Consider the following 21,407-nt stretch of genomic DNA (forward strand, 5'->3'; position numbering starts at 1 on the left):
ACGCGGCGGTCGGGACCGGCAGCGGTTGTCCACAGGGGCTGTCGACGCTCGCCACCACTCAGCATCCTGGCCCTATGCCACCTCATCCACATCGGCCGCAGCAGTTGGCCTGGCAGGTCTTCCGTGGCTCGGACGCGGTCCGGCGCGGGTTGCTGTCCCGACATCACCTTCGGGGCGCGTCCTGGGTCCGACTCCGGCAGGACGTCTACGCCGATGCGCGCCTCGACCGTGACCACGCGCTGGCCTGCCGGGCCGTCCTGCTGCGGATGCCGCCCGGCACGTTGATCGCCGGCCCGTCGGCGGCCTACCTGCACGGGGTCGAGCACGCCGCCGACTTCAGCGACGACGTGCACGTCCTGCTGCCGGCCACGGTCCGGGCCGATTCCCAACCGGGCGTCCGCGTGCACCACGCACCACTGGCCGACACGCCGCGTGGCCTTCTGGTTCCCGCCAACGCCGCCACTCCCGGCGGCAGGCCACCGCCGGTGTCGGTCGGGCCGTCGCATGTGGCGACGCTGACCCGGGCACCCGGTCCGAGCCGTCCGGTCTGCGCCACCGGCGCGGCGTCCCCGCCCGGACCGGCCCGCCCGCACGGGCCACCGCCTCGCACCGGGCCCGCCGAGTGCGCCTGGGAGACGGCGGTCTGGGTCGACCCGGTGAAGGCGGTAAGCGTCATCGACGGCTTGCTGCGGCTCGGGGCGGTCAGCCGGTCCGGGCTGGCCTCGGAGGCGGCCCGCAACGCCGGCCGCCCGGGTGGCCGGCGGGCGTCCTGGGTGTTCGGTCTGACCGACGGTTGCGCCCAGTCGCCACCGGAGTCCCACCTGCGGGTGCGCCTGGTCTTCGCCGGTCTGCCGCGCCCGGTGGCGCAGCATCCGGTGCGCGTGTCCACCGGGCTCGTCCTGCATCCGGATCTGGCGTGGCCGGAGTTCCGGGTCGCCGTGGAGTACGACGCTCAGTCGCCCGCCGATCCCGACCGGATGCACCTCGACCGGCGCCGACTCAACCAGTTCGTCGAGGCCGGCTGGCTGGTGCTGCACGTGACCGGCCGCCGCCTGCGCCAGGAGTTTCCCGCCCTGGTCCGCGAGATCCGCGCCGCCCTGGTGGCCCGGGGCTGGCGGCCATGACCTCCCTCGACCGCACAGGCCCTGGCCACGAACGCCGAACCGACCACTGACGCCCAACCGACCACGAGCAGCGACTCGACCACGAACGGCGACCCGACCACGAACGGCGACCCGGCCGCGTCCGCGCCACCCCGGCGTCGACCGGGCTCGGCCACGAACTCGCCCGGCGGGAACACGAACTCGCCCGGCGGGAAGACGACCGCGCGCAGTCGTCGACACGGCGAAGCCCGGGCGACGCGGGTCGCCCGGGCTTCCCCGGTGGTGCGGTGCGGCGTGGTTACGGCCGCGCGTTGGGCTTCAGCGGGGTCTTCACCGCCGCGAAGGCGTCGACGATGCCATAGCCGTAGAAGCCGTTGAAGTTCAGCGAGCCCGCGCAGTACGCGTTGAACTCCTCGCTCCGGCCCTCGTCGGTGTAGGTCTGCAGCCGCGGCTCCGGGCAGGCGTGCTCGGCCGCCGTCCGGTAAAGGTGCTGCTCGACCTGGTCCGGCGCCATGCCGAAGCCGTCCCGGCCCTGCTTCTTGCCGAACCGGCTGACGATCAGCGCGGCCACGCCGGCGGCGTGCGGGGATGCCATCGAGGTGCCCTGGAGGTAGGTGTAGTAGCCACACTCACCCTTGGCGGTGCACTGCTTGAACACCGAGTTCTCGAAGCCGGCCACGATGTTGCCGTCCTCGTCGACCGACCCCTCCTCCTGAAGCACCTTCTTCGGGTACGTGGAGAGGATCATGTTGGCGTCGGCACGGTAGGTGTCGGTGCCGAAGCCGTCCCGGTACCAGCCGCCCGGGGCCGCCACCGCGGTCTGCTCGGTGCCGTAGTTCGAGTAGTCGGACTTCTTGCCGGACGGGCCGACCGCCGACACGCTGATCACGTGCGGCCCCTCGGTGGGCAGGTCCCAGCAGCTCGCGTTGTCGATCGGCCGCGGGTACGGGTCGGTGCCGTAGTCCGGGCTGCTCACGTCGGTGCGCGGGTCGCCCAGGTCCTCGTGGTTGTTACCCAGCGCACCGACCAGCGTGACGCCCTTGCGGTGGGCGAAGGTCAGCGCCCGCTTCATCGCCTCGATGATGGTCCGCTGCTCGGCCTGCGCCTCCGGCGAGTCGGCCGGGTTGGCGGCGCAGTTGTAGAGCCACGGGTCGACGTAGAACGACATGTTCACCACGTCCAGCCCGGAACGGCCGGCGTGCACCAGCGCGTTGACCACCGGGTTGAGGAAGAAGTAGCCGCTGTCCTGGCCACCCTTCAGCTCCACCAGGGAGATCTTCGGCGCCACGCCGGAGAGGCCGAAGCCGTTGGCGGCGGCGCCGATCGTGCCGGCCACGTGGGTGCCGTGCCCGCCGTCGTCGGTGCCGACCGGGTCGAGGCAGCTCGCCACCTCGCACGGGCCGTCGACGTCGGGGAGGTCCGGCGCGAAGTTGCGCGACAGCGCCCAGTTGAAGTTCGGGGCCAGGTCCGGCTGGCTGGCGTCGAGGCCGGTGTCCAGCACGCCGACGGTCACCCGACGGTCACCCGGCTCGATCTTGCGGGCCTTGTCGGCCCGGATCATGTCCAGACCCCAGAGCTTGTCGTCCAGCGGGTCCATCTTCTTGGCCTTGGCCTTGGCGGCCTTGCCCTTGGCCGCGGCGGCGGCCAGGAGGTTCTCCTGCTCGACCCGGTCCAGCTTCGGCTTGCGGCCGATCGCCTTCTCCTCGGCCGCGCCGACCAGCGCGCCGGCGGCCGTGGCCCGGCTGGCGAAGTCGGCCCGGTCGCTGGTCACCTGGAAGAGGCCGACGTCGTCGGTGCGGGAGACGACAGTGCCGCCGGCCGCCTTGATCGCGGCGATCGCGGCGTCGGTCGAGACGCCGTTCTCGGCCAGCACGGTAAAGGTCCGGGTGTCCGACGGCGCGGCGGTCGCCGGGACACCCAGGCCGGTCACCGTGAGTGCCAGCGAGGCCGCGACCGCGACCGCGCCGGCGGTGAAGCGCTTGCTCACCACATCAGATCCTCTCGTTGAGGGACGTGGCAGTCATCCCACATCACGGGAGCCGGTTACGCCAGAGGCGCGTCCGGAATAGCCGGCAATCAGGCATTCGCACTCGTCAACACCGGCAGTACCCGGGGCAGGTCGGTCAACGTGGACACTTCGGCGTCGGGTGCGAGGCCGGGCGGGCGCGGCAGGCCACCTCGGTTGAGCCAGACGGCGCGCAGGCCGGCCCGCTGGGCGGCGGCCACGTCGTGTACCGGCGAGTCGCCCACGTGGATGATCCGGCCGGCGGGCAGCCCGGCGGCCGCCACCACGGCGGCGAAGAACTCCGGGGCGGGCTTCTTCGGCAGGCCGCCCTCGTGCGCGTACAGCGCGAAGGCGAACTGCCCGGCCAGACCGCAGCGTTCGGCGCGGCTGTTGCCGTTGGTGGCGAAGCCCAGCAGGTGGTGCGGGCGCAGTGCGGCCAGCGCCGGCAGCGCGTCCGGGAACGGCCGGCTCAGGGCGTATCGCCGGGCGAAGAAGAGTGCGGCGAACTCGTCGAGGTGGGCGTCGAGCCCGGCCCGGGCCAGCGACCGGGCCAGCGCGGCCCGTCGGATCTCCTGCACCGGGGCGGCGCTGAGCGCCCCGAAGGCAGAACCCCAGTCGCCCTCCAGGTCGGCGAGCGAGACGTCGGCCGCCACCGGGGTCCGCCGCCGCATCTCGTCGAGTACGGCCGCCAGCGCGCCGGTGACCGCCGGGCGCAGGTCGACGAGGGTTTCGTCGGCGTCGAAGACGACGGCGGTGCGGGGCGCGCTCATCGCTCACCGGCCAGCGCCGGTTCGACCGGGGCCGGCGCGACCGCCCCGGGGGCGGATCGCAGCTCGTCCACCCGGACCAGGGCGACGCCGCCGACGATGAGCACTCCGCCGGCCAACTGGACCACGGTCGGCAGCTCGTTGAGCACCAGCCATGCGATCAGCACCGCGAACATCACCTCGGTCAGCCCGACGAACGAGGAGAGCCGGGCGCCGAGCAGCCGGGTGCCGGCCACCCCGGTCAGGTAGGCGACCACTGCGGCGATCAGCGACAGTCCGGCGATCGGCACCAGCCAGCTCATCCGGTGGCCGGCGAAGCTGACGTCGGCGGTGCCGGCGGCCAGCGGGAGCGCCCCGGTCGCGCCGAGCAGCAGCAGCGCCAGCGCCCCGACGGCCATGCCGCCGCTGGCCATCACCACCGACGGCAGTTCGTCGTCGAGGCGGCCGGCGATGACGAAGTAGCCGGCCAGACCGATGCCGGCACCGAGTCCCCAGAGCACGCCCACCGGGTCGAGCCGGCCGGCGCCGGTGAGATCGAGGACGAACACCAGGCCCACCAGCGCGGTGAGCGAGCCGGCCACGGTCAGCCGGCGGGGGCGCTGGCCGTGGACCAGCCACATCCAGCCGACCACCAGCACGATGCCGAGATATTCCAGCAGGAGTGCGACGCCGACCGGCAGGTAGCGGACCGCGTTGAAGAAGCACGCCTGGGCCATGGCCACGCCGAGCAACCCGAACAGCGCCACCGTGACCGCGTTGCGGCGCAGCACCGGCCACCGGCCGCGCAGCGCCAGCAGGGCGGGCACGGCCAGCACCAGGGCGGCGATGCCGACCCGGGCGATCACCACCGCCGCGGCCGACCACTCACCGGTGATCAGCGGCCGGGCAAACGTGCCGGAGGTGGCGAACGTGAGCGCGGAGAGCAGGGCCAGGCCGAGCCCGGTGCCGGAGCGGTCCCGCATCAGCGACTCCTCGTCATGAGCTAAAAGGCATTACGCTGATGACGCTAGGGGCGCCGTCCGACAGGAGTCAAGTTGCTTTTCGCTCATGACACCGAGTGCGCGTTGATCGCCGCCGCCGCGCTGGTGAACACCGCCGGCCCGGACCGGGAGGGCCTGCCCGACGTGGCCGCGCTCGACGGGTTCTTCACCGCGTACGGGTGGAGCGGTCGGCACGAGCACACCGACGCCGAGCTGCGCCAGGTGCACGCCCTGCGACCCCGGCTGCGCCGGATCTGGCACGCCGACACCGACGAGGTGGTGCGGACCGTCAACGCGCTGCTCCGCGAGTCCCGCGCGCTGCCGCAGCTCATCCGGCACGACGACGAGCCGTACCATCTGCACGCCGTGCCCCGCGACGCGCCGCTGGCGACCCGGATGGCGGTCGAGGCCGCGATGGCCGTGGCCGACCTGGTCCGGATGAACGAGCTGACCCGGCTGCGCCACTGCGACCACCCCGAATGCGACAACGTGCTGGTCGACCTGTCGAAGAACCGCTCCCGCCGGTTCTGCGACGGCGGCTGCGGCAACCGGGCCGCAGTCAGCGCCTACCGGGCACGCAGGGCGGCATCCCACTCCTGACGCGCCCCGGGCCAGTCCTCCCGGAGCAGCTCGTACTCCACCTCGCCGTGCTCCGTGCCCGGGATCGGGTCGTCGAACGTGAGGTGGAACGTGCGGACGTAGCGCAACCCCGCCCGGGCCAGCACCGCGCGGGACCTGTCGTTCACCGCCATCGTCTGCGCCCACACCCGCCGCACGCCGAGCGTGCCGAACGCGTGCCGGACCAGCGCCCGCGCCCCCTCGGTGGCCAGGCCGTGCCCCCAGGCCGCGCGACGCAGCCGGTAGCCCAGCTCCCCCTCGGCGCCGTCGTCGGACGGGTCGAGCGCGTGCCAGCCGAGGAACTCGCCGGTGAACCGGTCGAGTGTGGCCCAGCGACCGAGCCCGGGGTGATGGTCGTACCGCGCCAGCACCCGGGGCAGCACGTCCTCCCGGATCGTCGCGGCCGGCGTCGCCTCGCCGCTGGTCAGGATCCGCATGACCTCCGGGTCGGCGTCCAGCTCGACCAGCCGGTCCACATCATCCACGGTGAACCGGCGCAGCGTCAGCCGCGCGGTCTCCAGCAACACCCCGTCGTCGTCAGGCACGGTCGGATCATCCCGCCGCCCCCGACCGCCGGGCGAGGCAATTACCGCCGCGGTGGCGCGGCGACGAAAACCCGCCAGGGGTACGGGTCGAAGGTGAGCACCGGACCGGTCGGGTCCTTGCTGTCCCGCACCCCGACCACGCCCGGCAGGCCGACAGCGACCTCGACGCAGTCGTTGCTCTGGGCACTTCGGCGACTCTTGCGCCAGGTCGCGCCGCTCAGATCCACGACTCCGCCACCTCCCTCACGAACTCGATGGACTCCTGCGGGGGCAACGCCTCCCCGAGGATAGCCTCCCAGACTCGTTGCACGAGGCCGAGATCCGCCGGTCGGTCAACCTCCTGGCCGCCTGCCAGTGTGGCCATGAATGCCAGGTCGGCCCCGTCCCGCAGGGTCGCCAGAATGAACGGACCGCCGAGGCCCGGATACTCCAGAGCGGACCGTGTCACGACGTGCAACCGCACCCTCGGGTGTTCGGTCGCGATCCTGGCCAGGTGCGTCGCCTGGTCGCACATCGTCTTGCGGGTGCCGACCTGTCGACGCAGCGCGGCCTCGTCCAACACCGCCCACAGCCGTGGTGGGTTCTCGTCGTAGAGGAGGCGCTGTCCATCCATGCGCTCGGCCAACCGGCGCTCGACGACGTCCGGTTCGAGCACGCCCCCCGCCTCGAAGACGGCGCGGGCGTAGGACTCGGTCTGGAGCAGGCCGGGCACGTACAGCGGCTCGTACCAGCGCAGCACCCGCGACTGCGCGACGATCTCACCCCGGCCACGTAGCCAGGGCTGGGCGCGGTCCAGACTGACCAGCCCGGTCAGCATGCGGCCGAAGAGGCCGCCGGTGTCGAGCGCCTGGTCGACCAGCTCCACGTATTTCGCGGTGGGCGGCTGGTGACCCAGCTCCACCGCGCTGACCATCGACGCCGAGTAGTTGACCGCCCGAGCCAGTTCCTCCTGGCTCCAGCCGCGCCGCGCGCGGGCCCGGCGCATCTCGGCGACCAGGAACGCCGCCGCCGTCATCTGCCCGTCCGCCATCTCCAGCCGCCCTCCAGGACCAGGGTGATCGACTCCGACGCCGCGCCACGGGCCAGCCGGCCCGCCGCAGAGGGCCTCGGGCACCGTGCACAAATCCTTCCGAGCGTAGTCGCGTTATCAGCAGACTGTGAAGGCGACGCCGGTGCCCAGACCCCCCGGGCGAGGCGTCGCGGTGGGACCGCCCGCTCCCCCGGCCGGGCGGTCCACACCTGCCGGGGGCGGCGATATCGCAAACGACTCAGCTCGAAAGGACCACGGATGCCTCGATCCCCCCGGCCGCACCTGCCGCTGCGCCCGCTCTGGCTGTGCCGCTCCTGCGGCACGCCGTGGCCGTGCCCCGACGCGCGCCTCACCCTGGTCGGCGAGTACGCGGCCGACCCGGTCGGGCTCAGCGTCTATCTCTGCGGCGTGCTCTACGAGGCGACCGCCGACCTGCACCGGCTCCACCCCGACCAGCGGCCCGACCCGGCGGGCCTGTTCGACCGCTTCCTCGGTTGGGCCCGCCGCCGGACGACGCCCTGATCAGGGGTGCGTCATCCGCAGCAGGTCCAACGCCTCGTCGAGCTGGGTCTCGGTGAGCTTGCCCGAGTCGACGTGCCCGCGGGAGATCACCACCTCCCGGATGGAGACCTGCTTGGCCAGCGCCTCCTTGGCGATCGAGGCGGCCTCGTCGTAGCCGAGGTGGCGGTTGAGCGGGGTGACGATCGACGGCGACCCCTCGGCGTACGCCAGGCAGACCTCGGCGTCCGCGACCAGGCCGGCCACCAGGCGCTCGGCGAACAGCCGGCTGGACGCGGCGATCAGCTTGATCGACTCCAGCAGGTTGCGGCCCATGACCGGAAGCATCACGTTCAGCTCGAAGTCGCCCTGCGAGCCGGCGAAGGCCACCGCCGCGTCGTTGCCGATCACCTGGGCGCAGACCTGGCGCATCGCCTCGGCCACCACCGGGTTGACCTTGCCGGGCATGATCGACGAGCCGGGCTGGAGGTCGGGGATGCGCAGCTCCCGCAGGCCCGCGCGAGGGCCGGAACCCATCCAGCGTACGTCGTTGGCGATCTTGTAAAGGCTGACCGCGACGGTGCGGAGCTGGCCGGACGTCTCCACCAGCGCGTCCCGCGCGCCCTGCGCCTCGAAGTGGTTGCGCGCCTCCGACAACGGCAGGCCGGTCGAGTCCCGCAGCCGCCCGATCACCTTGCCCGCGAAGCCGAGCGGCGTGTTGATGCCGGTGCCCACCGCGGTGCCCCCGAGCGGCAGCTCGGCCAGCCGGGGCAGCGCCATCTCCAGCCGCTCCACGCCGTAGCGGACCTGCGCGGCGTAACCACCGAACTCCTGCCCCAGCGTCACCGGGGTGGCGTCCATCAGGTGGGTGCGGCCGGCCTTGACCACGGTCTCGAACTCGGCCGCCTTCGCCTCCAGCGCCATCGCGAGCTGCGTCAACGACGGGAGCAGATCCTCCACCACGAACTGGGTGGCGGCCAGGTGGATCGAGGTCGGGAACACGTCGTTGCTGGACTGTGACGCGTTCACGTGGTCGTTCGGGTGGACGTCCCGGCCCAGCTCGCGGCTCGCCAGCGACGCGATCACCTCGTTGGTGTTCATGTTGGACGACGTGCCCGAGCCGGTCTGGAACACGTCCACCGGGAACTGGTCGTCGTAGCCGCCGGCGACGACGTGCGCGGCGGCGGTGACGATCGCCTCGGCCACGTCCGCGTCGATCACCCCCAGCTCGCCGTTGACCTGGGCGGCAGCCCCCTTGATCTGGGCCAGCGCCTTGATCTGGGCCGGTTCGAGCCCGCGCCCGGAGATCGGGAAGTTCTGCACCGCGCGCTGCGTCTGCGCCCGCCACAGCGCCTCGGCGGGCACCTCCACCTCGCCCATCGAGTCGCGTTCGATCCGGTAACCGGTCGCCTCTGGAGTCGTCACGCACCCCATCCTGCCGCGCCACCCGCCGACGTGCAGGGGAACGCGCGCCGGCCTCAGCCCAGCTCGGCCAGCAACTCCGCGGTGGCCCACCGGTCCGGCGACTCGATCTGGGCGAACAGCGCCAGCGCCCGGCTGGCGTACCGGTGGGCCTGCTCCGGGTCGCTCCACCGCAGGCACCGGGCCATGCCGTCCAGCGCCCGGGCCTGCTCGTAGTGCGTGCCGAGCCGGGTGGCGTCGGCGAGCACCCGGCGGTGCAGATCCAAGGCGCTGGCCTCGTCGCCCTGGTCGCGGATCGCCCGGGCGAGCAGGTTACGGGAGGCGCACTGCCCGACCAGGTCACCCGCGTCGTTGATGGCGACCAGCGCCTGCCGGTGCAGCGCGGCGGCCAGGTCCGGCCGGCCCTCCTCGCGCTCGATCATGCCCAGCTCGTTGAGCAGCTCACCCTCGCCGAACCGGTTGCCGGTCCGGCGCTTCACCGCCAGCCCGGCACGCAGGAGCCGGCGCGACGCCTCCTGGTCACCGCGCCGATGCCGGGCCATGCCGAGATGACCGATGGCGTTGCCGATCTGCCGCGGGTCGCCGATCTGCCGGGCGAGGCCCAGGTGGTGCCGGCACATCCGCACGGCATCGTCGACGTGCCCGCTCCAGATCAGGGTGAGCGAGAGGTTGTTGAGCAGGTTCGCCAGCGGCACGGGCCCGTCGGCCTCCCGCAGGAACGCCCGGGACGCCTCGAACGTCTCGATCGCCCGCCGGAACTGCAGACCCACCGCGTACGCGGTGCCCAGGTTGGCCACCGCGCCCCGCAGCTCCCCCGTCAGGCCCAGCCGCCGGTAGATCCCGACCGCCACCTCCATCTGCCGGATCGCCTCGGCGAAGCGGGCCCGCCGGTAGTTGGCCGAGGCGAGATAGTTGTGCATGGTCGCCACGGCCTTGTCGTCGCCCAGCCGCTCGGCGGCCCGCAGGCCGACGCGGTGCGTCTCGATCAGGTCGTCCAGGTGACCGCCGTCGAAGTTGACCGCCCAGCCGGCGCGGGCGAGCTGCCAGCTCTGCCGGAGAAAGCCCTCGGTCTCGGCCAACCGCACCAGCGCGGCGAGCGTCGCCCGGTTCTCCTCGATCCAGGTGCGACCCAACCCGACCGTGGCCGCCACCAGGTCGGGCCGCAGCGGGTCCGACAGCGCGAACAGGTCACGCGGGACGGCGAGTTCCAGCGACAACGCGATGGTCGCGGCGACCTGCAGGTGATGGTCGAGCAGCCGGGCGAGCGCCGCCCGGCGCTCCTCCGCCGTCTCGCGCTCCGCGCCGAGCGTACGCGCGTACTTCCGGATCAGGTCGTGCAGGCCGTACCGACCCGGTTCCACCTCCTCGACGAGGTGCGCGTCGACAAGTTCGTCGAGCGCGTCCTGCGCGTCGACGAGCGGGAGATCGGCGAGCACGGCCGCCACCCGGTTGTCGGCGCGGGCGCCGGGGTGCAGCCCGAGCAGCCCGAACACCCGCTGGGCGGCCGGCGACACCTGCTCGTACGACAGGGCGAACGCCTGCGCCACCGACCGCTCCCCGGCGGCCAGCTCGGCCAGCGGGTCGGCGGCGGTGGTCAGCCGCTCGGCCAGGTCGGCCACCCGCCACCGCGGTCGGTGCGCGAGCCGGGCCCCGGCCAACCGCAACGCGAGCGGGAGGAGCCCGCAGCGGCGGGCCACCTCCGCTGCCGCTTCCGGCTCGGCCGCGACCCGTTCCCCACCGGCCACCCGGGCCAGCAACTCCACCGCCTCGTCCAGGTCCAGCACCGGCAGCGACGACGGCCGCCCGCCGTCCAGACCGATCAGACGGCGGCGGCTGGTGATCAGCACCAGGCAGTCCGGGCCGTTCGGCAGCAACGGCGCGACCTGCGCGGCGTCCGCCGCGTTGTCCAGCACCACCACCGCCCGCCGGTCGGCCAGCTCGGAGCGCCACATCGCCAGGCGGTCGGCGGGGTCGACCGGCACCCGCTCGGCCGGCACGCCGAGCTGCCGCAGCAGGGTCGCCGCCGCAGCCGCCGTGGTCAGCGGGCTGCGCTCGCTGTGCCCGTGCAGGTCGACGAAGAGTTGCGCGTCCGGGAAGCGGTCGCCCAGGGCGGTCGCCACCTGCACGGCGAGCGTGGTCTTGCCGCTGCCGGCCATGCCGTCGACCAACTGGACGCGGACCCCGTCCTGTTCGATCTCCTTGACCAGTCGGGCCACGGTCTGCTGCCGCCCGGTGAAGTCGCTGATCGCCCGGGGCAGCGCGCGCACCGGACCGCTGGCCCGGCTCTCCGATCCACCCAGCGCCAGGTCACCGGCGAGCACCCGCTGGTGCAACTCCTGCAACGCGGTGCCCGGTTCGATGCCCAACTCGTCGGCGTAGACGCGCCGGCCCTCGCGGTAGACGGCGAGCGCGTCGGCCTGACGGCCGACCGCGGACAGCGCCAGCATCAACTGCCCCCGCAGCCGCTCACGCAGCGGATTGCGCTCGACCGCCTCGGTCAGCTCGTCGATCAGGTCGGCCGCCCGGCGCAGCCGCAACTCGACGTCGACGCACTCCTCCAGCACCGCGAGCCGTTGCTCGTCCAGGGTCTGGGCCCGCCGCCGCACACTGCGGGCCGGGATGCCGGCCAGCGCCGGACCGCGCCACAGCGCCAGCGCCGACCGGTAGTGCCGGCACGCCTCGCTCACCTGACCGGTGGCCACCTGCGCGCGGGCGACCTCCACGGTCCGGGCGAACACCTCGGCGTCGAGGTCGTCCGGCTCGACCCGGATGCCGTAGCCGGCCGGGTCGGTGACGATGGTCTCGGCGGGCAACCCCAGCACCACGAACCGGTGCCGCAACCGCGACACGCAGATCTGCAACTGGGCCCGGGCGGTGGCCGGCGGGCGCTCCTCCCAGACGGCGTCGATCAACTCGTCGAACGACACCACCCGGCCGGCCCGCAACAGCAGCAGGGCAAGCACGATCCGGTCCCGACCTGCGGTGACGGTGGCCTCGCCGCCGCCTACCCGCAGTGGTCCCAGGATCCCGAACCGCATGCGCGCCCCCGTACGCCTTTCGTGCACTTCCAGCAGCGTAACGCGGTGGTCACCGAACGCCCGGGCCAGGTGATAGAGATCTGATAGACGTTCGAGAGCGACGCCGTCCAGACTCATGTCGGGTTGCTGTCGGTGACAGCATCCGACGGGGGCGGTGCGCTCGTCCGGCCGAGAGGCCGGGCGAGCGCACCGATGTCGGAAGATGGAACTGACCCCGCCGAGGCGGGTAGTATTCGAGCCGCCGGAAGCAATAGCTTCTGGAAGTGGACCCGGCAGCCTTCCGGACGGTGGGTGGGCCGGGTCTCGCGTTTCAGTGGTCTATCGGTCGGATCTCCCGCACCATCGGACGCACCATCATCTTCCACTCGCCGCCCCTGGCCCAGGACCAGGCGACGGCGTCGGGAAGCGACAGCAGGCGATCCTCATGCGCTCGCAGGTGGTCGTATCGCAGCCGTCCAGTCATGCCGGTCAGCCGCAGCTCATGGTTCAGCGTACGCACGTCAGCCATACGCCGGGACTCGTCCATCTCCAACACCAGCCGCTCAGCGTCGAGCTTCGCCGCGTCGGTGATCAGCGCTCGGAGACACGCCTCTCGGGCCAGCCGCTGGTTGCGGTGATCGGTGGCGTCGTAGAGCAACACTGTCGGACCGAGATCACGAAGGGCCAGCAGGATTTCTCGCCGCCGGTCGTTGCGTTCCTTGCAGAAGTGGATGCTGCGTTGCCCTCGCAACGTCAGTCCGGCGATGAGCTGACGCGCAGCGGTCAACCGGTGCCGCTCAAGGACGGCTGCCGCGAGAACGAGACCCCGTTCCTTGGTTTCGTCAACGAAGATGTGTGGCCCCACACCAGCCACCTCACCGGTACCGAAGCGTCTGAAGTGGAGCGGAATTGTCCGAAATGAGGAAAAAGCTCCACCCGTTTCGGTGCGGACTCACCTCCGGGTTGTAGTGCTTGACGATCTCTCGGGCCGCCTGACTCGGGGTCTTGTAGACCCGTCCGGCGAGCGGTCCGGAGGTGATCTCGATCCGCCCAGGCCCCGGCACGAACGAGGCGAAGGTGCGATGCCCCGCGTAGTCCGCGTAGACCTTGACGGCCGGGGTTTCCTCGCCGTCGGTCGGTTCGTCCCGCCGAGCACCGGCGCGCGTCCTCGCCTCCCGGACGAGTCGTGCGACGATCTGCCCCTTGGTCAGCCCGGCGACGTCGGCGGCGAACGCCAGGTAGTTGTCGGTGTCTTCGTCTATGTCGATCAACGGCATGCGGCTGGCCCCCTCGCCAGGAGACCAGCCTATGAGGACAGTGAAGCTCCATCAATCACCGAAACACCCAAGTCTCCAGAGACTTAGAATGCTCACCGCCGGCCGACGGTGAGCACCGGCTTGATGACCTCGGCGAAGAAGTCGTTGCCCTTGTCGTCGACGACGATGAAGGCCGGGAAGTCCGCCACCTCGATCTTCCAGACCGCCTCCATCCCCAGCTCCGGGTATTCGAGCACCTCGACGTGCTTGATGCAGTCCTGGGCGAGACGGGCGGCCGGGCCGCCGATCGAGCCGAGATAGAACCCGCCGTGGGTGCCGCAGGACCGGGTCACCTGGGCGGACCGGTTGCCCTTGGCCAGCATCACCATCGAACCGCCGGCCGCCTGGAACTTCTCCACATAGGCGTCCATCCGGCCGGCCGTGGTGGGGCCGAACGAGCCGGACGCGTAGCCCTCGGGGGTCTTGGCCGGGCCGGCGTAGTAGACCGCGTGGTCGCGTAGGTATTGCGGCATCGGCTCACCGGCGTCCAGCCGCTCGGCGATCTTCGCGTGTGCGATGTCCCGCGCGACGACCAGCGGACCGGTCAACGACAGGCGCGTCTTCACCGGGTATTTTGACAGCTCGGCGCGGATCTCGGCCATCGGCCGGGTCAGGTCGACGCGGACGACCTCCTCGGTCTCCAGCGACTCGTCGGTGACGTCGGGCAGGAACCGCGCCGGGTCGGTCTCCAGTCGCTCCAGCCAGACACCCGACGGGGTGATCTTGGCGACCGCCTGCCGGTCGGCGGAGCAGGACACCGCGATCGCCACCGGGCAGGAGGCGCCGTGCCGGGGCAGCCGGACCACCCGGACGTCGTGGCAGAAGTAGCGCCCGCCGAACTGCGCGCCGATGCCGAAGTTGCGGGTCAGCTCCAACACCTCGGCCTCCAGCTCCAGGTCACGGAAGCCGTGTGCGCTCATCGAACCCCGCGTCGGCAGCGTGTCCAGATATTTCGCGGAGGCGTACTTGGCGGTCTTCAACGCGTGCTCCGCCGACGTGCCGCCGACGACGATCGCCAGGTGGTAGGGCGGGCAGGCGGCGGTGCCGATCAGCCGCAGCTTCTCCTCCAGGAACTGCATCATCCGCGTCGGATTCAACAGGGCCTTGGTCTCCTGGTAGAGGTAGGACTTGTTGGCCGAGCCCCCGCCCTTGGCCATGAACAGGAACTTGTAGGCGTCGGGGTGCCCGTCCGGGTCCTCGGCGTAGAGCTCCACCTGGGCCGGCAGGTTACTGCCGGTGTTCCGCTCGTCCCACATGGTCAGCGGGGCGAGCTGGGAGTAACGCAGATTGAGGCGGGTGTACGCCTGGTAGACGCCGCGCGAGATCGCCTCCGCGTCGGCACCGTCGGTGAGCACGTGCCGGCCGCGCTTGCCCATCACGATCGCGGTGCCGGTGTCCTGGCACATCGGCAGCACGCCGCCGGCCGCGATGTTGGCGTTGCGCAGCAGGTCGAGTGCGACGAACCGGTCGTTCGGCGAGGCCGCCGGATCGTCGATGATCGAGCGGAGCTGGGCCAGGTGGGCCGGGCGCAGGAAGTGGGCGATGTCGTGCATGGCCTCGGCGGTCAGCGCGGTCAGCGCGGCCGGCTCCACGGTGAGGAAACGACGGCCACCCGGGCCGTTGACCACGTCCACGCCCTCGTCGGTGACCAGGCGGTATTCCGTCTGGTCGGGACCGGTCGGCAGCAGGGGTGCGTACGAGAAGGCGGCGGCACTGCTCATGACCGAAAAGCCTAGGGCAGGGCGATCGATCGGTGACACCCGCCGGTGGGTCGTGGGACGCCGATCTCAGCCGGGCGTCACTTCCCGTCGGCGCAGAGTTCCTTCTTCGGCCCGCAAGTGCCCTGGTCGCTCGGGGGACGCCAGGTGTCCGCCGGATCGGGTGCCGGCACCGCACCCTGCTCCGGCGGCGGCACGCCGCTCGCGCCGGCGCCCCATCGGACGTACCCGATCTCCCGGCCCTCCCCGATGATCATGCCGTCCGGGCCGACCGCCAGCGCGTTCGCCGCGGTCCGCAGCTCGGCCAGCACCCGACCCCCGCGCGGTTCGACCGCGACCAGCCGGGACGGCTTCTCCTCCGTGATCACCGCCGCGTACGGGGTGAGCGCCGCGCCGCTCTTCTGACCGGCCGGCCGGGTCCACCGGGTCCGGTCGGCGGACAGCTCACGGCCGAGCAGTGCATCCTTGTCGGCGCTGCGCACCACCGTGTACCGGTCGTCGACGGCGAGCAGTTTCTCCCCGTCCGCGCCGACCTGGAGCAGCCGGCCGTCGTAGCCGTCGAGCACCGCCTCCCGGCCGTCCGGCGCGACCCCGATGAGCACGTTCCGGCCGCCCTGCGGATCCTCCCGTTGCACGCAGCCGGCGGAGTCGGCGGTGCGCAGGTTGATCCCCGCCCGCCGCCACACCTGCTGCCCGGTGGCCGGGTCGACGGCCGTGATGACGAAATAGCAGCTCCCGTCGCGGGAGGTGGCCGCGATCCGCAGCAGCCGGCCGCCGACCACCGCGAGTCGCTCGTCCCGGCCGGGTTGGACGTTCTGGAGCACCCGGCCGGTGGCGGTGTCCACCACGTGCACCCGGCCGTCGACCGGGAAGCCGAGCAGCGGCGGGACCGACTCCGGCCCGGCCACCCCGCCGTCGATCCGGGTGGCGCCCAGCCGTCGGGTGCCGAGCAGCTCCGGGTTGTCGGCGAGCACGCCGCTGTGCACCCCGGGCAGGAACGCGCTCCACAGCGGAGCGGTGCCGCGCGGCTCCCAGGCCCGTAGCGTGCAGTCGGTCGGTTGCACGCAGTAGGCGTCGAGCAGGAGGTTCCGGTAGGTCCAGACGGCGATCGCGCGATCGTCGCGGCGGCGGGTCACCCCGGACACCGGGTCGAGCAGCTCGTACCCCCGGTCCAGCAGCTTGCCCACGGCGACGACCGACTGCCGGCCGCTGCCGGCCACCGCCGACCAGTCGGCCTTGCGCTCCCAGAGCTGGGTGCCGTCGGCGAGCTTGCGCGCCTCGATCCGGGTGCGCTGCTCCACGACGACGGTGTCGCCGGCGATCGTGACGCTGCGCGGGGTGCCGCCGACACGCTGCTGCCAGATGACGTCCGGTTCGGAGATCGGTGCGCTCCGGTCCACCCAGTCCCAGAGGCGGGGGAACGGGTTCCACACACCGGTGGCGGCGAGCACGACCACGGTGATGAGCCCGAGCAGCAACCAGCCGCGTACGCCTAGGCCCTTCACACCGACACGGTAGCGACGATCACCGTTCTCCCGGTGCGGGCGCGCGGCGTGTCGGGCTGCTTCTTGCGGGACCCGAGGTGTTAATAAGGGGCCCCGCCTCTGCCCCATGCGTTAAGCGGGGGCCCTTCCTTCCCGCTGGGCCGCGGAGCGGACCAGCGGGAGCGTGCGGTAGGGGATCTGCTCGGCCAGCGCGATGATGGTGGAGGCGCGCCGGATGCCCTCCGAGGCGACGATCTGGTCGATGACCCGCTGCAGATCGGTGTTCGAGCGGGCCACGATGCGGCACAGCAGGTCGCTGGAGCCGGTGATGGTGTGCGCCTCCAGCACCTCCGGGATGGCGGCCAGGTGCGCGGTCACCGGGTCGTGACCGTGCCGCTGGCTGATCTCCAGGGTGACGAAGCTGGTCACCCCGAAGCCGATCGCGGCCGGGGAGATCTCCGGCCCGAACCCGCCCACCACGCCCCGGCCGACCAGCTTGTCCAGCCGGGCCTGGACCGTCCCCCGGGCCACCCCGAGCCGCCGCGAGCACTCCAGCACCCCGATCCGGGGCTCCTCGGCGAACAGTTCGATCAAGCGGGCGTCGAGTTCGTCGAGCTGGACATCCTGACCAGTGTTCATGGTGGTTCACCGTACCGAATGCGCAACCTGACCAGCAAAATCCGCAACTATTGCTCGACTCCCCACCGTCGGAACATGCTCGCGGAAAGCACATCCACGGCGGCCCACGAGGCCGGCCGGACGCGAGGGAGGCCACCATGACCCAGGCGATCGACCGACCCCAGACGACCGAGGACGCCGACGCCGACATCCTCGTCGGCGCCGTCGACCACGACATCAGCCGCGACCCGTTCCCGGTGAAGGGCCTCGACCACCTGCACTTCCTGGTCGGCAACGCCAAGCAGGCGGCGCACTACTACTCCACCGCCTACGGCATGACCTGCGTGGCCTACCGCGGCCCGGAGCAGGGCTACCGGGACCACGCGCAGTATGTGCTGACCAGCGGCTCGGCCCGGTTCGTGCTGACCGGCGTGATCCGCCCGGACGCCGACGGCGCGGAGCACGTGGCCAAGCACAGCGACGGCATCTCCGACATCGCGCTCGAGGTGCCGGACGTGGACGCCGCGTACGCGCACGCCACCGCGCAGGGCGCCACCGGACTGGTGGAGCCGCACGACGTCAGCGACGAGCACGGCACGGTCCGGATGGCGTCCATCGGCGCGTACGGGGACACCCGGCACACGCTCGTCGACCGGTCCCGCTACACCGGCGTGTTCCTGCCCGGCTTCGTCGCCCGCTCCCCGATCGTGGACCGGCAGCCGATGATCGACGCCGGGCTCCAGCCGAAGCGCTTCTTCCAGGCCGTCGACCACGTGGTCGGCAACGTGGAGCTGGGCCGGATGGACGAGTGGGTCGAGTTCTACAAGCGGGTCATGGGCTTCACCAACATGGCCGAGTTCGTCGGCGACGACATCGCCACCGACTACTCCGCGCTGATGAGCAAGGTGGTCGCGAGCGGCACCCGCAAGGTGAAGTTCCCGCTCAACGAGCCGGCGGTGGCTCGCAAGAAGTCGCAGATCGACGAATACCTGGAGTTCTACCGGGGCCCCGGCGCCCAGCACGTCGCGGTGGCCACCAACGACATCCTGGCCAGCGTCGACGCCATGCGGGCGGCCGGCGTCGAATTCCTCGACACCCCGGACTCCTACTACCAGGACCCGGAGCTGCGCGCCCGCATCGGCAACGTGCGGGTGCCGATCGAGGAGCTTCAGTCCCGCAAGATCCTGGTGGACCGGGACGAGGACGGCTACCTGCTCCAGATCTTCACCAAGCCGGTGCAGGACCGTCCGACCGTCTTCTTCGAGCTGATCGAGCGGCACGGCTCCCTCGGCTTCGGCAAGGGCAACTTCAAGGCCCTGTTCGAGGCGATCGAGCGGGAGCAGGAGAAGCGCGGCAATCTGTGACACTGGTCGCGTGACCCAGCCTCCCCCGAACACGCAGCCGCCGCCCGCCGGGCCCCCGCCCGTGGGCGGCGGCTTCGCGCCGCCCACCGGCCCCGCGGTGCCTGCCCAGCACACCCCGCCGCCGTACGCGGGCCTGCCCGGCTACCCGCCGCCCCCACCCGGGTACGTGCCGTACCCGCCGTTCACCCCGCCCCCGGTGGCGCCGAACGGGCAGCCGCTGGCCAGCTTCGGCGACCGGCTGCTGGCCTGGCTGATCGACACCGCGGTGGCCTCGGCGGTGGCGATGGTGTTGTTCTTCCCGGTCTTCTTCCTGATCTTCTTCCGCGCCGTCGACGAGCTGGAGCAGGCCGGCCCGCAGGGGCCCGACCCGGCGACGATGTGGACCGAACTCTTCCTCCCGTTGCTCGCGGCCGAGCTGGGGCTGTTGGTGCTGATCTTCGCGTTCTACTGGCTCTACCACGTGGAGTACGCCCGGCGCAGCGGGCAGACGCTGGGCAAGAAGGTGATGAAGCTGCGGATCGTGCCGGCGCAGCCCGACGCCACGCTCACCCGGGGCATGCTCGGCAAGCGCTATCTGGTCGAGTTCGTCGCCGGGTCGCTGGTGCCGTTCCTCAACTACCTCGACGGCTTCTGGCAACTCTGGGACAAGCCCTGGCAGCAGTGCCTCCACGACAAGTTCGCCGGCACGGTCGTCGTTAAGGTGGCACCGTGAGCGCGAGGAGTGAGCCGGGCCTGCGAGCCCCGCAGTCGCGAACCGAAGGGGCACCCGTGAGCGCGAGGAGTGAGCCGGGCCTGCGAGCCCCGCAGTCGCGAACCGAAGGGGCACCGTGAGTCTGGAACCAGGCTGGTACGTCGACCCCGCCGACCCGGAGACCCGCCGCTGGTGGGACGGGGAGGGGTGGATCGGCGCGCCGATTCCGGTCGACGTCACCCCGCCCGACGGTCCCCCGCCCGCCGAGCCCGAGCCCGCCGCCGCGACGCCGGCCCCCGGCCCCGACCGGCCGGTTTCCGGCGCGGCCGGCTCGCCGGGGCCGCTGCCGACGTCCGGTGTGCCGGGGCAGCCGAGCCACTGGCCGGGGCAACCAGGCCAGCCGGGGCAACCAGGCCCGGCCGGACCGTGGCCGGGCCAGCCGGGGCAGCCCGGCCAGCAGGCGTCCCCGCCGGGCTGGCCGTACCCGCAGTGGCCGGGCCGGACGCCGGTGCCGCGCCCGCACGGGCTGCCGCTCGCCTCGTACGGCGCCCGGTTGGTCGCCCGCCTGATCGACCTGGGCGTGGTGTTCCTGCTCAACGCCCTGGTCAACGGCTGGTTCGTCTGGCGCTACATCGAGGCGATCTCGCCCTACCTGCGGGAGACGATGCGCCGGGCGGTGAACGGGGACACCTCGACCGAGGGGCTGCCCCAGATCGACGACCAGGCCGGCGGGTTGCAGGTCGTCATCCTGCTGATCGCCACCGCGCTCTGGTTCGCCTACGAGGTGCCGTCGATGGCGGCGCGCGGGCAGACCTTCGGCAAGCGGGTGGCCGGCGTACGCGCGCTGCCGATCGAGGCGGACCAACCGCTCGGCTTCGGCCGGGCCTTCCGGCGCTGGAGCACGCTCGGCATGCCCACGCTGCTCTGGTACTGCTGCGGCCTGGGCCTGGTGCTCCAGTTCGTCGACGCCGTCTCGCCGCTGTTCGACCAGCCGCTGCGCCAGGCGCTGCACGACAAGCGGGCGCAGACCGTGGTGGTCCAGCTCCCCCGCAACCGCTCCGACCCTCGTACCGCCCCGCACGACCGCGCCGACCCCCCGGGAGACACCCCATGACCGACACCGGACGTCACCAGCCTTCGCTGCGGCTGACCCGCGCCGACCTGGACGCGCTGCCCAACTACGTGCCCGGCCGCAGCCCGGCCGACCTGGCCCGCGAGCTGGGCCTGCCCGAGGCGATCAAGCTGGCCAGCAACGAGGTGCCGTACGGCCCGCTGCCCGGCGTGGTGGAGGCGGTCGCCGAGGCGGTCGCCGGTTCGCACCGCTATCCGGACATGGGCGTGGTGGCGCTGCGGCAGGCGCTCGCCGAGCGCTACGGCGTGGACGCGGACCGGATCGCCACCGGCTGCGGTTCGGTGGCGCTGGCCGAGCACCTGGTGCGGGCCACCTGCCTGCCCGGTGACGAGCTGCTCTACTCGTGGCGCTCCTTCGAGGCGTACCCGATCATCGCGGCGACCAGCGGCGCGACGAGCGTGCGGGTGCCCAACGACGCCGGCCACGGGCACGACCTGGCGGCGATGGCGGCGGCGGTGACCGACCGGACCCGGATGGTCCTGGTCTGCAACCCGAACAACCCGACGGGTACGGCGGTCCGCAGGGCGGAGCTGGACCGCTTCCTCGACGCGGTGCCGGACGACGTGCTCGTGGTGATCGACGAGGCGTACCGGGAGTTCGTCACCGACGCCGAGGTGCCCGACGGCCTCAGCTACCTGGGCCGGCCGAACGTGGCGGTGCTGCGCACGCTGTCCAAGGCGTGGGGCCTGGCCGGCCTGCGGATCGGCTGGCTGGTGGCCGCGCCGGCGGTGGCCGCCGCGGTGCGCAAGGTGGTCACCCCGTTCTCCACCAGCATGGCCGCCCAGGCCGGTGCGCTGGCCGCGCTCGCCCAGGCCGACGAGGTGCAGCGGCGCTGCGCGCTGGTGGTGGCCGAGCGGGACCGGGTGGCCGAGGCGCTGCGCAAGTTCGTGCCGGACGTGCCGGAGAGCCAGGCCAACTTCGTCTGGCTGCCGCTGAGCGAGCGGGCCGTGGAGTTCGGCAAGGCGTGCGAGGCGCGCGGCGTGATCGTCCGGCCGTTCCCGGGCAACGGCGTGCGGGTCACCATCGGCACCCCGGCGGAGAACGACGCGTTCCTGGCCGCCGCCGAGGCCGCGCTGGCCTGACCGAAGCGCGTCCGGGG

General features: G+C 72.3%; 20 protein-coding genes. 7 read left to right on the top strand and 13 right to left on the bottom strand.

Going from position 1 to position 21,407, the window contains the following annotated elements:
* The first annotated feature begins 74 nt into the window (after positions 1–74).
* A complete protein-coding gene (locus AB0H28_RS03085; protein ID WP_358033334.1) occupies positions 75–1,124 on the top strand; it encodes a hypothetical protein in 1,050 nt (349 codons plus the stop codon).
* A 277-nt stretch (positions 1,125–1,401) separates the two neighbouring features.
* Here the strand turns inward: AB0H28_RS03085 and AB0H28_RS03090 are convergent, their stop codons facing one another.
* From AB0H28_RS03090 to AB0H28_RS03100, 3 genes are all read right to left on the bottom strand, one after another.
* A complete protein-coding gene (locus tag AB0H28_RS03090) occupies positions 1,402–3,090 on the bottom strand; it encodes a S8 family serine peptidase (RefSeq protein WP_358033336.1) in 1,689 nt (562 codons plus the stop codon).
* Positions 3,091–3,179: 89 nt separating this feature from the next.
* Entirely contained in the window at positions 3,180–3,878 is a 699-nt protein-coding gene (locus tag AB0H28_RS03095) for an HAD family hydrolase (RefSeq protein WP_358033338.1), read from the bottom strand.
* Entirely contained in the window at positions 3,875–4,837 is a 963-nt protein-coding gene (locus AB0H28_RS03100) for an EamA family transporter (RefSeq protein WP_358033341.1), read from the bottom strand. Before AB0H28_RS03100 ends, AB0H28_RS03095 begins: the two co-directional genes overlap by 4 nt.
* A gap of 72 nt (positions 4,838–4,909) precedes the next feature.
* Between AB0H28_RS03100 and AB0H28_RS03105 the strand changes: the two genes are divergently transcribed.
* Entirely contained in the window at positions 4,910–5,455 is a 546-nt protein-coding gene (locus AB0H28_RS03105) for a CGNR zinc finger domain-containing protein (RefSeq protein ID WP_358033344.1), read from the top strand.
* On the opposite strand, the gene AB0H28_RS03110 is transcribed toward AB0H28_RS03105, so the two are convergent.
* Genes AB0H28_RS03110 through AB0H28_RS03120 form a run of 3 tightly spaced genes read right to left on the bottom strand, consistent with a single transcriptional unit; the run spans position 5,422 to position 7,048 of the window.
* Positions 5,422–6,018, bottom strand: a complete 597-nt coding sequence (locus AB0H28_RS03110) for a GNAT family N-acetyltransferase (protein WP_358033346.1) — start codon at positions 6,016–6,018, stop codon at positions 5,422–5,424. The genes AB0H28_RS03105 and AB0H28_RS03110 overlap by 34 nt on opposite strands.
* A 41-nt stretch (positions 6,019–6,059) precedes the next feature.
* Positions 6,060–6,245: a DUF397 domain-containing protein gene (locus AB0H28_RS03115; protein ID WP_358033349.1), complete on the bottom strand. Its 186-nt coding sequence runs from the start codon at positions 6,243–6,245 to the stop codon at positions 6,060–6,062.
* Positions 6,236–7,048 carry a helix-turn-helix transcriptional regulator gene (locus AB0H28_RS03120; RefSeq protein WP_358033352.1) on the bottom strand — a complete coding sequence of 271 codons (813 nt, stop codon included), beginning with the start codon at positions 7,046–7,048 and terminating at the stop codon, positions 6,236–6,238. Before AB0H28_RS03120 ends, AB0H28_RS03115 begins: the two co-directional genes overlap by 10 nt.
* 258 nt (positions 7,049–7,306) lie before the next feature.
* Between AB0H28_RS03120 and AB0H28_RS03125 the strand changes: the two genes are divergently transcribed.
* The gene (locus AB0H28_RS03125; protein ID WP_358033355.1) at positions 7,307–7,570 is read left to right on the top strand and encodes a hypothetical protein; all 264 of its coding nucleotides are present in this window, start codon (positions 7,307–7,309) and stop codon (positions 7,568–7,570) included.
* Here the strand turns inward: AB0H28_RS03125 and AB0H28_RS03130 are convergent, their stop codons facing one another.
* From AB0H28_RS03130 to AB0H28_RS03160, 7 genes are all read right to left on the bottom strand, one after another.
* Positions 7,571–8,980, bottom strand: coding sequence for a class II fumarate hydratase (locus tag AB0H28_RS03130; RefSeq protein WP_358033358.1), 1,410 nt, complete (start codon positions 8,978–8,980; stop codon positions 7,571–7,573). It lies immediately after the preceding gene.
* A 44-nt stretch (positions 8,981–9,024) separates the two neighbouring features.
* Positions 9,025–12,006: a BTAD domain-containing putative transcriptional regulator gene (locus AB0H28_RS03135; RefSeq protein WP_358033360.1), complete on the bottom strand. Its 2,982-nt coding sequence runs from the start codon at positions 12,004–12,006 to the stop codon at positions 9,025–9,027.
* Between the two features lie 310 nt (positions 12,007–12,316).
* The gene (locus tag AB0H28_RS03140; RefSeq protein WP_358033363.1) at positions 12,317–12,850 is read right to left on the bottom strand and encodes a hypothetical protein; all 534 of its coding nucleotides are present in this window, start codon (positions 12,848–12,850) and stop codon (positions 12,317–12,319) included.
* Positions 12,851–12,860: 10 nt separating this feature from the next.
* Complete coding sequence (locus tag AB0H28_RS03145; protein WP_358033366.1) at positions 12,861–13,262, bottom strand: hypothetical protein; 402 nt, start codon at positions 13,260–13,262, stop codon at positions 12,861–12,863.
* Positions 13,263–13,354: 92 nt separating this feature from the next.
* Complete coding sequence (locus AB0H28_RS03150; protein ID WP_358033369.1) at positions 13,355–15,022, bottom strand: fumarate hydratase; 1,668 nt, start codon at positions 15,020–15,022, stop codon at positions 13,355–13,357.
* A 77-nt stretch (positions 15,023–15,099) separates the two neighbouring features.
* Positions 15,100–16,482: a PQQ-binding-like beta-propeller repeat protein gene (locus AB0H28_RS03155; RefSeq protein WP_358033850.1), complete on the bottom strand. Its 1,383-nt coding sequence runs from the start codon at positions 16,480–16,482 to the stop codon at positions 15,100–15,102.
* A 153-nt stretch (positions 16,483–16,635) separates the two neighbouring features.
* On the bottom strand, positions 16,636–17,142 hold the full coding sequence (locus AB0H28_RS03160; protein ID WP_358033371.1) for an Lrp/AsnC ligand binding domain-containing protein: 507 nt from the start codon (positions 17,140–17,142) through the stop codon (positions 16,636–16,638).
* Between the two features lie 137 nt (positions 17,143–17,279).
* Here AB0H28_RS03160 and hppD point away from each other — a divergent pair, with 137 nt between their 5' ends.
* The 4 genes from hppD to hisC all read left to right on the top strand — a co-directional run bounded on the left by hppD (position 17,280) and on the right by hisC (position 21,390).
* The gene (gene hppD, locus AB0H28_RS03165; RefSeq protein ID WP_358033375.1) at positions 17,280–18,485 is read left to right on the top strand and encodes a 4-hydroxyphenylpyruvate dioxygenase; all 1,206 of its coding nucleotides are present in this window, start codon (positions 17,280–17,282) and stop codon (positions 18,483–18,485) included.
* Positions 18,486–18,495: 10 nt separating this feature from the next.
* On the top strand, positions 18,496–19,197 hold the full coding sequence (locus AB0H28_RS03170) for an RDD family protein (RefSeq protein ID WP_358033378.1): 702 nt from the start codon (positions 18,496–18,498) through the stop codon (positions 19,195–19,197).
* Positions 19,198–19,312: 115 nt separating this feature from the next.
* Entirely contained in the window at positions 19,313–20,290 is a 978-nt protein-coding gene (locus tag AB0H28_RS03175) for an RDD family protein (RefSeq protein WP_358033382.1), read from the top strand.
* Entirely contained in the window at positions 20,287–21,390 is a 1,104-nt protein-coding gene (gene hisC / locus AB0H28_RS03180; protein ID WP_358033384.1) for a histidinol-phosphate transaminase, read from the top strand. Before AB0H28_RS03175 ends, hisC begins: the two co-directional genes overlap by 4 nt.
* The last annotated feature ends 17 nt before the right edge of the window (positions 21,391–21,407 follow it).

It is taken from the genome of Micromonospora sp. NPDC050980 (genome assembly GCF_040653835.1).
Lineage (GTDB): Bacteria > Actinomycetota > Actinomycetes > Mycobacteriales > Micromonosporaceae > Micromonospora.

Bases quoted from the DNA above. Each gene is read 5' to 3' on its own strand.
- AB0H28_RS03100 (WP_358033341.1), bottom strand. From the start codon at position 4,837: ATGCGGGACCGCTCCGGCACCGGGCTCGGCCTGGCCCTGCTCTCCGCG.
- AB0H28_RS03130 (WP_358033358.1), bottom strand. From the start codon at position 8,980: ATGGGGTGCGTGACGACTCCAGAGGCGACCGGTTACCGGATCGAACGC.
- AB0H28_RS03120 (WP_358033352.1), bottom strand. From the start codon at position 7,048: ATGGCGGACGGGCAGATGACGGCGGCGGCGTTCCTGGTCGCCGAGATG.
- hppD (WP_358033375.1), top strand. From the start codon at position 17,280: ATGACCCAGGCGATCGACCGACCCCAGACGACCGAGGACGCCGACGCC.
- AB0H28_RS03150 (WP_358033369.1), bottom strand. From the start codon at position 15,022: ATGAGCAGTGCCGCCGCCTTCTCGTACGCACCCCTGCTGCCGACCGGT.
- AB0H28_RS03095 (WP_358033338.1), bottom strand. From the start codon at position 3,878: ATGAGCGCGCCCCGCACCGCCGTCGTCTTCGACGCCGACGAAACCCTC.
- AB0H28_RS03135 (WP_358033360.1), bottom strand. From the start codon at position 12,006: ATGCGGTTCGGGATCCTGGGACCACTGCGGGTAGGCGGCGGCGAGGCC.
- AB0H28_RS03085 (WP_358033334.1), top strand. From the start codon at position 75: ATGCCACCTCATCCACATCGGCCGCAGCAGTTGGCCTGGCAGGTCTTC.
- AB0H28_RS03160 (WP_358033371.1), bottom strand. From the start codon at position 17,142: ATGAACACTGGTCAGGATGTCCAGCTCGACGAACTCGACGCCCGCTTG.
- hisC (WP_358033384.1), top strand. From the start codon at position 20,287: ATGACCGACACCGGACGTCACCAGCCTTCGCTGCGGCTGACCCGCGCC.
- AB0H28_RS03145 (WP_358033366.1), bottom strand. From the start codon at position 13,262: ATGCCGTTGATCGACATAGACGAAGACACCGACAACTACCTGGCGTTC.
- AB0H28_RS03125 (WP_358033355.1), top strand. From the start codon at position 7,307: ATGCCTCGATCCCCCCGGCCGCACCTGCCGCTGCGCCCGCTCTGGCTG.